Raw genomic sequence first — 10,395 nt, forward strand, 5'->3', positions numbered from 1 at the left:
GCGCGGCCGCCGACGCTTAGTCCTTCGTCGTCAGCACCTGCGCGCTGTAGTCGTAATCCCATTGGTCGAAGTAGAGATTTCCCCCTTCCCACTCGACCTCGCCGCGTTGCGAGTCCACCGTTTCGGAACGTTCGTGCCGCTTGGCCGGAACGAACTGCCGGCCGTAGTCGTCGTTGTAGGCGATCCGATAGGCATCGAAGCCGCCGAAATAGAAATTCGCCAATTGCGGATCGGGCGAATCGAAGCGGCCGGTGGTCACGTCCACCGGCACCCAGCCGTACGGCGCCAGGTACATCCAGGCCCAGTCGTGCATGTTGGTGTAGCCGTTGTCGCCGAACACCCAACCCGATTGCCAGCGCGCCGGGATGCCGTTGAGACGCAGCAAGGTCATCAGCAGCAAGGTCTGCTGGCCGCAGTCGGCGTGGCCGGCGTGCAGGGCGTAGTCGGAGATGTTGGAGAGGGTCGAGTACTCGCGCGCGCCGGCCCACGGGATGCGGTCGACCGCAGCGTAGAGTTTCTGCGCGATCCGGTACGGATTGGTTTCCTCGCCCACCACCTCGCGCGAGAACTTGCGCATCGCATCGGTGTAGACGATATGCGGTGGCCGTTCGCCGAGGTAATCGCGGGTGGCGTCGTCGACCGGCGCGGGCACGACCTTGTCCGGATCGATCGCGCGGTACTGGCCGAACACGGTCAGTTCGTAACTCGTCTCGAACCGGGTCGGCTGCCCGGCCTTGGCGACCTGTTGCATGTAGACGGTGCGCATCGCGGTCGACTCGGGCGCGATCGTGTGCGCGGCCGGCGTGCTGCTTATAAAGCGAATGGCTTCCTGCTGATGCGGCAGCGCGCGCGGGTACGGCAGCCACGCGCGCAGCATCTTGCCGGCCGGCACCGCGTCGGCATTGACCGTCAGCGACTGGGTGATGCGCACCCGCCGCGGCGCGGCGTAGCCCAGGCCGCTGCGCAGCGCGCCGTCGCGGACTTCGGCCTGATGCGCGTTCAAGGTTTCCATCGGCCCGACGCTGAGCGGCCTGGCGCCCGGCTTGCGGCGCTTGAGCGCGGCGGCGTCGAGCCGGAACAGGTTCGACGGCGCGCGCTGGAAGTAGCGCTTGTCGCCGTCGATGATCATGTATTCGAGCAGGCCGCGCCGGTCCCATTCGTCGAACTCGGCATCGCGCATGTCCGGGATCTGCTCGCGCAGCTTGGCCTTGGCCTGCGCTTCGTCGAGGGTGAAATCCAGACGGATGCGGCGCATGCGTTCGACCTGCGTATCGAGCGCGCGGCGCTGGTCGGCGTCCAGATTCAGCCGCGCGCGCGCCTGGGCGATGCCGGCGCGTGCGCCTTCGAAGTGGCCGACGTCGATCAACGACACGATCGCGGCCAGACGCTCCTCGGCGTCGCGGCGTTGTTCCTGTGCCTGCACCGAACCGATCTGCACGCCCAGCACCAACGCCGGCAGCGCGAACATCAGACCCAGCGCGAGCGCGGCCGCGCGGCCGCGCCGCGAAAACGAGACGATGGCCCGCGCACGGGGAGCGATAAACAGCAGGTCAGTCACGGGATCCATACCTGGTGTCACCCATGCGGGGCCATCGGTTCATGGCTGTGTAACATGAGTGGCACAGGCGGTCAATAAATTATTCCCTATCTATTTTCTCAAGGAAGTATGTATTCTGCGGTTCGACCCGCTGGCGCCTCGTGCGCGACCGGGTCGGTGCCGGACGACCGGCATCGAGCCTGTGACGGCACGCGGCCGTGCCGCGCAGCCGCCGGAGCATGACGCGATGGGTACCGCTTCAAGCCGCAACCTCGCCGTAATCGACCGCAGCCATGGTGGTGCCGCGAGCGCGTTTGTTCGCTGCAGTGCAGCACCGCGTTCAGGCGCGACCATCGCCAAGCGCATCACCGCCGCCTGCCTGGGCGTCGCGCTGTTGTTGCCGGTCTGCGCATTCGCACGTGTCGCCAGCGGCGTGCCCGCCACCGGCGTGATCGGCATCGAGGAGGGGCAATTGAACGCCGACTACTGGATTCGCCAACAAGCCCGACCCGACGCGACGATCCTCGACACCGGCGCGATCGCCGCGCAGAACCAGCGCCTGCACGAACTCGACGCATCGGTGCACGACATCGAACATCTGCCCGCGCGCCTGACGCAGGCACAGGTGCGCGAATGGATCGAGGCGATGTCGCAACCGCGCGAGGAAACGCTGTACGACGAACGCGGCGAGGACATTCCCGCCGCCACCCTCGCCGCGCTCAGCGACAACCTCGCGCTGGATTCGATTCCCGCCAACCAGGCCACGCGCTACGGCATGGTCGTGCGCCGCGCCGACCTGCGCACCTTCCCGACCCACTTGCGCGTGTTCAACGCCAAGGGCGACAGCGACATCGACCGGTTCCAGGAAAGCGCGCTATTCCCGGGCACGCCGGTGGCGATCGTGCATGCCAGCAAGGATGGCAAGTACTGGTTCGTGGTCAGCCCGCTGTACGCGGCCTGGGTCGAGAAGGACCGCATCGCCGAAGGCGCCAAGGCGGCGATCTTCGACTACACCCGCAAGACCCCGTACCTGGTGGTCACCGGCGCGAGCGCGCGCACCGTGCATACGCCCGAGCAACCCGGCGTATCCGACGTGCAGCTGGAAATGGGCGTGCGCGTTCCGCTGCTGGCCGACTGGCCGAGCGACAAACCGGTCAACGGCCAACATCACTACGCTTCGCATGTGATCGAGTTGCCGTATCGAGACGATCAAGGGCGCCTGCGGTTTTCGCCCGCGCTGTTGCCCCGCACCGCCGACACCTCGGCCGATTATCTGCCGCTGACCCAGGCCAACCTCGTGCGCCAGGGCTTCAAGTTCTTCGGCGAGCGCTACGGCTGGGGCCATTCGTACAACACCCGCGATTGCAGCGGTTTCGTCTCCGAGATCTACCGCAGCTTCGGCGTGCAGCTGCCGCGCAACACCCGCGATCAGGCGGTCAGCCCGGCCTACAACCGCATCGACCTCGCCGAAAGCCTGAGCCACGACGAGCGCCTGAAGATCGTCCAGAGCCTGGAAGTCGGCGACCTGATCTACATCCCCGGCCACGTCATGATGGTGGTCGGCCACGAGGACGGCTGGCCGTACGTGATCCACGACACCACCGGCATCACCTTCCGCGACCGCACCGGCGAACTGGCGCGGGTCCACCTCAACGGCGTGTCGGTGACCCCGCTGGTGCCGCTGCTGTTCAACCGCGAACAGCCGACCGTGGACCGGATCACCAGCATTCAACGTATACGTCCTTGAGGCGACACTGCATGCGCTCAGGAACATCGTTACCCGCCCGCCACCAAAGTCCGAAGTCTTTTGTGGGAGGGCTTTCAAGCCCGATGCTTTTCGATCCGATCGCGGCGACCGGACACAAGAGCGTCGGGCTTGAAAGCCCTCCCACAAAAAACTTCGCGGTTTTCGCTCGGTCGGGCTGATTGAACTTTGCCCGACACGCCGCACTCCCATCACCGAATCACGATGAAACAAGCCAAGCCAACGACCACATGAAGATCACCGACATCCGATTCGGCATGCTGCGGGTCCCGCTCAAGACCCCGTTCAAGACCGCGCTGCGCACGGTCGACACGGTCGAGGACATCGTCATCACCATCCACACCGACACCGGCCATGTCGGTTACGGCGAGGCGCCGGCCACCGCGGTGATCACCGGCGACACCCACGGCTCGATCGTCGAAGCGATCCGCAAGTTCATCTCCCCGCGCCTGATCGGCCAGGAGATCGCCAACCTCAACCGCATCACCGGCCTGATCCAGGGCTCGCTGGAGAAGAACTCCAGCGCCAAGGCCGCGGTCGAGATCGCGGTCTACGACCTGTGGGGACAGCTGTACGGCGCGCCGCTGTACAAGATGCTCGGCGGCGGCGATCCGGTGATCACCACCGACCTGACCATCAGCGTCGACTACATCGAGAAGATGGTCGCCGACTCGATCGCCGCGGTCGATCGCGGTTTCGAATCGCTGAAGATCAAGGTCGGCAAGGACATCGGCGTCGACATCGAACGGGTCAAGGCGATCTACGCCGCGGTCGAGGGCCGCGCCCTGCTGCGCCTGGACGCCAACCAGGGCTGGACCGCGAAACAGGCGGTGTACGCGCTGCAGACCCTGGAAGACGCCGGCGTGCGGCTGGAACTGGTCGAGCAACCGGTCAAGGCGCAGGACCTGGACGGGATGAAGTACGTCACCGACCGCGTCCACACCCCGATCATGGCCGACGAAAGCGTGTTCGGCCCGGCCGAGGTGATCGACCTGATCCGCATGCGCGCGGCCGACATCATCAACATCAAGCTGATGAAGACCGGCGGGCTGTCCAAGGCGATCCAGATCGCCGACATCTGCGCGATGTACGGGGTCGAATGCATGATCGGCTGCATGATCGAGACGTCCATCTCGGTCGCCGCGGCGGTGCATCTGGCGGTGGCCAAGTCGAACGTGATCACCAAGGTCGATCTGGACGGGCCGTCGCTGTGCGCGTTCAACCCGGTCGACGGCGGGGTGATCTTCAACGAATCCGAGATTACCGTGACCGACGCCCCCGGCCTGGGCATCCGCGAAATCCGCGGGCTCGAACCGCTGACCGCGAGCGCCGCCTGACCCTGCCCTTGCGGCGGCCCTCGCGCGGCCGGCCGTGAAGCCGGCTACGCTGTAGCCTTCCGCCGCGCCCGGGACCGGACCCCTGCCGATGTCGCCACTGCTCAAGATCCGCTCAGAACGCGACCAGATGTCGGCGATCGAGCGCCGCATCGCCGACTACCTGCTGGAGAACGCGCACCTGCTGCGCGACTACTCCTCGCAGCAGTTGGCCAACGCGCTCGGCATCAGCCAGTCCAGCGTGGTCAAGTTCAGCCAGAAGCTCGGCTTCAAGGGCTATCCGGACCTCAAGTATTCGATCGGCGAGGCGGTCGCGCGCGGCGACGGCCACGACGACAACGGCGCCGCCGAGGCCGCGCCGAGCGATCCGCATGCGGCGCTGGCCGAGCGGCTGTGGCACGGCAAGGCCCGCGCCGAGGAAGAAACCCGGCTGATCAATCCGCCCGAGCGCATCGACGCGATCGCCGAACTGATCCAGGACGCGCGCCGGGTGTTCATCATCGGCCTGGGCGAGGACGGCATCCCGGCGCGCGCGCTGGCGATGAAGCTGGCGATGATCGGCATCCTCAGCGTCCACCATTTCGATCCGGTGCTGATGGCCGCGAGCACCGCGACCGCGACCGCGAACGACGTGCTGCTGGTGTTCTCCGAGCAAGGCAAGCTGACCTCGCTGTGCCATCTGGCGCGGACCTTCGGCGAAGCCGGCGGCAAGGTCGTGTCGGTGACCCGGCACACGCCCAACCCGCTGCGCGCGCATGCGGATTTCTCGCTGCTGGTGTCGGCGCACGACGAGCGCGCGCATGTCGAGCCGCTGCTGTACCAATCGGCGCTGCAGCACCTGCTCGATCTGATCTTCATTCTGCTGTGCGAACGCGGCCAGGGCCGCCTGAGCCAGCTCGACAGCAACGCCGAACGCATCCAGGACATGCTCGATACCTGAGCGCGGGTGGGGTGCGATGGGCAGCGAGGATGCGATATGGGTGGGATTGAAGTGCTTGATCGGGTCGGTGGTGTCGCGGCGATCGGAGCGAAGGGCATCGGGGCTGAAGCCCCTCCCACAAAAGACCTCGGGGCTGATGCTTCTCTCGCAGAAGACCTCGGGGCCGGTGCTTCTCTCGCAGAAGACCTCAAGGCTGATACTGCTCTCACAAAAGACTTCGGAGCCGGTATTTCTCTTACAAAGCATTCCGGGGCCGGCTGTGCTTTGGCGAAAGACTGCGGGGCTGGTGCCCCTGCCGCAAACGACCTGGGAATCGGCATGAAACCTGCAAGCGACCGCGCGGCCTCGGAATTTTTTGTGGGAGGGGCTTCAGCCCCGATGCCCTTCGCTCAGATCGCGGCGATGTCGAAAATCGCCCCGGACCGCCGAAGCATCGGCCGCCACCTTCGCCTCGCCATCTTCACCATCGCCGCCGCCATGACCACCGCCTGCACCGGCCTGCGCACCGATCGTGTCCCCGACGGCCCCGCGCAGGCGCAGCAACTCGTGCTCGTCACCACCGCCGACTGGGACGCCAATCAGGGCCGCATGCAGCGCTTCGAACGCGCCGGCGGGCAGTGGCACGCCGTCGGCGAGGCCGCCGCGGTCACCATCGGCCGCGCCGGTTCGGCCTGGGGCCTGGGCCTGCACGCGCCGCAGACCGACGGACCGGTCAAACGCGAAGGCGACGGCCGTGCGCCGGCCGGCATGTTCCGCATCGGCACCGCGTTCGGTTACGCCGACCGCTCCGCCACCGCCCTGCCCTATGCGGCGATGCACGCGTCGGATTACTGCATCGATGTCAGCCAGTCGCCGCTGTACAACCGCATCGTCGATGCCGACGAGGTCGGCGCGGCCGCGATCGAAGGCTCGACCGAACCGATGCGCCGCGACCTGCACGCCGATGGCGATCAGCGCTATCGCCAGGGCTTCGTGATCGAGCACAACGCCTCGCGCGTGCCCGGCGCGGGCAGCTGCATCTTCGCTCACCTGTGGAAAGCCCCAGGCGAGACCACCGCCGGTTGCACCGCGATGGACGATGCGCGCATGAGCGAGCTGCTGGGCTGGTTGCAGCCGCAGGCGCAGCCGGTGTTCGTGCTGTTGCCGCAGGCGGAGTATCGGAGGTTGTGGAAGTCGTGGGGGTTGCCGGCGCCGGGGGATGGGGCGTGAGCGGGGGCGTTTCGTCGCTGTAGCGGCGACATTCTGCGGGAAATCTTCCGAAGAATTTTCTTCGGTCGTGCGCGGCGAATGCTGCGGCGCGGTTGCGTTGTAATTACGTCGTAAGCGACGTGTCGCGGTCGCGGCTCGCGCCGCTCCTACAGGGGGATACGCGACCGCGTTTGCGACTGTAGGAGCGGCGCGAGCCGCGACCGCGACACCGCGCCTGCGGCGCAGGCACGATGTTGAACCCGCAACCCGCAACTCCTGACTCGCAGGTCGCGAGCGACAACCCGCGACCCGCATCGGCTCAAGACGAAGCTTTCGCCTTACCCGCCTTCTTCTCCGCCGCCTTGACCCGGCTCTCCTCGATAAACCGATCCACCCGCCGCTCCAGCACCGGCAACGGCACCGAACCCAGCGCCAGGATCGCGTCGTGGAACGCACGGATATCGAAGTCCGAACCCAAGGCCTTCTCGGCCTTCTCGCGCGAACGCACGATGCTCATCTCGCCCAGGTAATACGACAGCGCCTGCCCCGGCCAACCGATGTAGCGATCGACTTCGGTCTCGATCTCGTGCTCGCTCAACGCGGTGTTGTCACGCAGGAACGCCTGCGCCTGTTCGCGCGTCCAGCCCAGGTGGTGAATGCCGGTATCGACCACCAGCCGGCTCGCGCGCCACATCTGATAGGTCAGGTAACCGAAATAATCGTAGGGCGTGTCGTACAGCCCCATCTCGATGCCGAGCTTCTCCGAATACAGCGCCCAACCCTCGCCGTACGCCGAGATATAGGTGTAACGGCGGAAATCCGGCAGGCCTTCGTGCTCGGCCGCGAGCGAAGTCTGCAGCGAATGCCCCGGAGAGGATTCGTGCAAGGTCAGCGCCGGCAGATTGAACAGCGGGCGCGACGGCAGGTCGTAGGTGTTGAGCAGGTACACGTCGCGACCGCCGCGGCCGGCGGTGTAGAACGGCGCCAGGTCCGGCGGCACCGGCCGGATCGCGAAACGCTGGCGCGGCAACAGGCCGATGTAGTTGCCGATCTCGCCGTCGACGCGCTTGGCCAGCCACGAGGCGCGCATCAGCAGTTCCTCGCCGGTCTTGGGATAGAACTTGGGATCGGTGCGCAGGTAATGCAGGAACTCCGGGAACGTGCCCTTGAACCCGGTCTTGACGATGGTTTCGTCCATCTGCGCGCGGATCTTCGCGACTTCCTCCACGCCGATCTTGTGAATCTCCGCCGGCGACAGATCCAGCGTGGTGAACTCGCGGATCTTCGCGCGATACAGCTCTTTGCCGCCCGGCATCACCTCGGCCGCCAGCGTGGTGCGCGCCTGCTGCATGTATTCGTTCTGCATGAACGCGAGCAGCTTGCGATACGCCGGCAGCACCGATTCGTCGATCGCCTTGGCCGCCTCGCCGCGCAAGCGCGCCTGTTCGGCCGCGGGAATGTTCGCCGGCATCTGCTTGAACGGGGTGTACAGCAGATTGTCCTCGAGCTTGGCGTCGACCACTTCCTTGATCGACACGTCGCGGCCGGTCAGGGTCACCCGCGGCACGCTGTAACCGCGCTTGAGGCCGTCGCGCATGTTGCTGATCTGATCGTCGAAGTAGCGCGGGATGTCGCGCAGTTTGCCGATGTAGCGTTCGTAGCCGACGACATCGCGGATCGGCCGGCGCGCGCCGAAGCCCAGGTTGGTCCAGAACGCGCTGTCGCTGTTGAACGGCATCTCCCAGTCGCGCAGTCGCTGGTTGGCGAGCAGGCTGCGGATCTGCTGGCGGAACACTTCGTAGTTGACCTGGTCTTCGGCGCCGAGCGCGGACGGGTCGATCGCGTCGAGCTCGCTCATCACCTGCGCCCAATAACGCTCGCGCATCGCCTGGGTGGCCAGGTCGACCTTGGGCAGGCGCGAAGCCGGCTGGCCCTGCACGTCCTCGTCGTCGCCGCCGGCGAACTGGGCCTGGCGCCACTTCCATTCGCGCGTGTACAGCGCCTTGAAACGCGTGGCGGCGTCGCTGCTCGCCGGGGTTGCGGCGTTGGTGGCGGCCTGCGCGGGCGCGGGTTCGGCGGCGAAGGCCGGCGTCAGGTTCAGGCCGAGCGCGAGCGCGGCGGTGAGCGCGGACAGGTGTACGCGCGCGAAGCAGGAGCGGTTCGAGGTCATCGCAAGGCTCGGATGGGTTGCGGACGGGTGTCGGCCATCATGCGGCAAAGCGCGCGGCCGCGGATGTGCCTGAAGTGTCTGCCGCCGACGGCGATGCCGGGGCGATGCGGCGGCGGACCGAGGTCGCGCCGCCGCGGCCGCTCACGGCACGAGTTCGAAGTTCGGATACGCCGGATGCGGCGCGTCGAACAGCCGGGTCGGCCGATGCTTGAGGTGCAGATCGAAGAAGGCGCGCACGTACGCGCGCGAACCGGCCACCGACTCGGCCGCCGGCATGCTGCCGTTGGCCAGTTGCAGGAATCCCGCCGGCGCCGCATCGCCCAGCCGCGGCACGATCGCGGGATAGTCGCTGAAGCTGAAATGCAGGCCCAGCGGCAACTGCAGCTCGCGCTTCCAGCCGCGCTGATTGGCCCAGAAGTCGATCCACGAAGGGTCCTGGTGGGGCACCGGTCGATGCGAATGACCGGCCGCGCCCATCAGCAGGAAGGGTTTGTCCAGGCCGAACCGCGCCGCGCGGGTAGGACCGTAAGGCAGGTTTTGCGGCGGGCCGTAGGTGGTCGACAGTTGGCCGTCGAAATCGATGCCGGCATCGACGCGGCGATCGAAGAACATCGTCTCCGCCGCGGTGGTGCCGCCATAGGAATGGCCGAAGAACCCCACCCGCGACAGATCCAGGCCGCCGCGGAAACCCGCCGGCAGGCGCCGGTGTTCGGCATCGGGGTTGTGGCCTTGATTGATCGCGCTCAACACGTCGAGCACGAAGCGGCTGTCGGCGACGCGGGTGTCGAGCCACATCTGGGTGGATTCCACCGTCTCGGTGAGCGCCACGCCGCGCGCGACGCGTCCGCCGGGGAACGCGGCAAAGAAGGCTTCGTAGGTGTGGGTCATCGACGCGACCACATAGCCGTGACTGGCTAGGTCGTCGACGCTGGCGCTGTAGAGTTCGCGGAAGAACTGCAGGCCCGGCGAAAACAGCACCACCGGCCAACCGCGCGGCGACGGTTTCAACGCCGCGCCTTCGATCGCCGGCCGACGCGCGCCGGCCCAGTCGATCGATCCGGGAACGAAGCCGTAGTCGTCGTACAACGCCTCGATCTCGCCGACCAGCGACGGGTCGACCCAGGCCGCGCGTGGGCCTTGCGCATGTGGCTGGATCGGATAGGCGATGGTCACCATGATTTCGCGCGGACCGCCGACGAAGGGATCGATGCGCGAGCGGTCGACCAGATGCAGGATCGTGGTGCCGACGCGGTAGGGACCGGTGGTCGGCGGCAGATCGAATCGCTTGGGCGTGCTCGCGCCGTGGCGCGGCGGCGACGACAACGGCGATGCCGATGCTGCCGATGCGGGCGCGCAGAACGCGGTCAGTGTCGCAAGCGACAACAGCGTCGTCGCGGCGAAGCGCGTGCCGATGCGGGCGAGGCGATTCATTACTGCGCGAGGGATCGCCTCCGATCCAAT

8 protein-coding genes and 1 pseudogene are annotated in these 10,395 nt (G+C 66.8%); 6 read left to right on the plus strand and 3 right to left on the minus strand.

The window, feature by feature from the left end; genetic code table 11:
- Positions 1-16 precede the first annotated feature (16 nt).
- Positions 17-1,468, minus strand: coding sequence for a transglutaminase-like domain-containing protein (locus tag KME82_RS22385; protein WP_252255859.1), 1,452 nt, complete (start codon positions 1,466-1,468; stop codon positions 17-19).
- 316 nt (positions 1,469-1,784) lie between these two features.
- On the opposite strand from KME82_RS22385, the gene KME82_RS22390 reads away from it, so the two are divergent.
- The 6 genes and pseudogenes from KME82_RS22390 (at position 1,785) to KME82_RS22405 (ending at position 6,785) form a co-directional block, all read left to right on the plus strand.
- Positions 1,785-3,284 carry an SH3 domain-containing protein gene (locus KME82_RS22390; protein WP_215495972.1) on the plus strand — a complete coding sequence of 500 codons (1,500 nt, stop codon included), beginning with the start codon at positions 1,785-1,787 and terminating at the stop codon, positions 3,282-3,284.
- A gap of 11 nt (positions 3,285-3,295) precedes the next feature.
- Positions 3,296-3,463, plus strand: coding sequence for a DUF6053 domain-containing protein (locus KME82_RS27255; RefSeq protein ID WP_430538754.1), 168 nt, complete (start codon positions 3,296-3,298; stop codon positions 3,461-3,463).
- 69 nt (positions 3,464-3,532) lie between these two features.
- Positions 3,533-4,639, plus strand: a complete 1,107-nt coding sequence (locus KME82_RS22395) for a dipeptide epimerase (protein ID WP_036113525.1) — start codon at positions 3,533-3,535, stop codon at positions 4,637-4,639.
- Between the two features lie 88 nt (positions 4,640-4,727).
- Positions 4,728-5,576 (plus strand): MurR/RpiR family transcriptional regulator, encoded by an 849-nt coding sequence (locus KME82_RS22400; protein WP_215495973.1) that lies wholly within the window; start codon positions 4,728-4,730, stop codon positions 5,574-5,576.
- Positions 5,577-5,612: 36 nt separating this feature from the next.
- Positions 5,613-5,699: pseudogene (locus KME82_RS27260) on the plus strand (DUF6053 domain-containing protein); the annotation flags it as partial.
- Positions 5,700-5,978: 279 nt separating this feature from the next.
- Positions 5,979-6,785, plus strand: coding sequence for a L,D-transpeptidase family protein (locus KME82_RS22405; RefSeq protein ID WP_215495974.1), 807 nt, complete (start codon positions 5,979-5,981; stop codon positions 6,783-6,785).
- A gap of 298 nt (positions 6,786-7,083) precedes the next feature.
- On the opposite strand, the gene KME82_RS22410 is transcribed toward KME82_RS22405, so the two are convergent.
- Together KME82_RS22410 and KME82_RS22415 are read right to left on the minus strand one after the other, a co-directional pair.
- Entirely contained in the window at positions 7,084-8,934 is a 1,851-nt protein-coding gene (locus KME82_RS22410; RefSeq protein WP_215495975.1) for a DUF885 domain-containing protein, read from the minus strand.
- 141 nt (positions 8,935-9,075) lie between these two features.
- Positions 9,076-10,365, minus strand: a complete 1,290-nt coding sequence (locus KME82_RS22415; RefSeq protein WP_215495976.1) for an alpha/beta hydrolase family protein — start codon at positions 10,363-10,365, stop codon at positions 9,076-9,078.
- Positions 10,366-10,395: the final 30 nt, after the last annotated feature.

Origin of the sequence: Lysobacter capsici (genome assembly GCF_018732085.1) — a bacterium.
GTDB classification, from domain to species: domain Bacteria; phylum Pseudomonadota; class Gammaproteobacteria; order Xanthomonadales; family Xanthomonadaceae; genus Lysobacter; species Lysobacter capsici_A.

What these genes read in the sequence shown, in the direction of transcription:
- KME82_RS22385 (WP_252255859.1), bottom strand. Translation starts at nt 1,468, where the DNA reads ATGTTCGCGCTGCCGGCGTTGGTGCTGGGCGTGCAGATCGGTTCGGTG.
- KME82_RS22390 (WP_215495972.1), top strand. Translation starts at nt 1,785, where the DNA reads ATGGGTACCGCTTCAAGCCGCAACCTCGCCGTAATCGACCGCAGCCAT.
- KME82_RS27255 (WP_430538754.1), top strand. Translation starts at nt 3,296, where the DNA reads ATGCGCTCAGGAACATCGTTACCCGCCCGCCACCAAAGTCCGAAGTCT.
- KME82_RS22395 (WP_036113525.1), top strand. Translation starts at nt 3,533, where the DNA reads ATGAAGATCACCGACATCCGATTCGGCATGCTGCGGGTCCCGCTCAAG.
- KME82_RS22400 (WP_215495973.1), top strand. Translation starts at nt 4,728, where the DNA reads ATGTCGCCACTGCTCAAGATCCGCTCAGAACGCGACCAGATGTCGGCG.
- KME82_RS22405 (WP_215495974.1), top strand. Translation starts at nt 5,979, where the DNA reads ATGTCGAAAATCGCCCCGGACCGCCGAAGCATCGGCCGCCACCTTCGC.
- KME82_RS22410 (WP_215495975.1), bottom strand. Translation starts at nt 8,934, where the DNA reads ATGACCTCGAACCGCTCCTGCTTCGCGCGCGTACACCTGTCCGCGCTC.
- KME82_RS22415 (WP_215495976.1), bottom strand. Translation starts at nt 10,365, where the DNA reads ATGAATCGCCTCGCCCGCATCGGCACGCGCTTCGCCGCGACGACGCTG.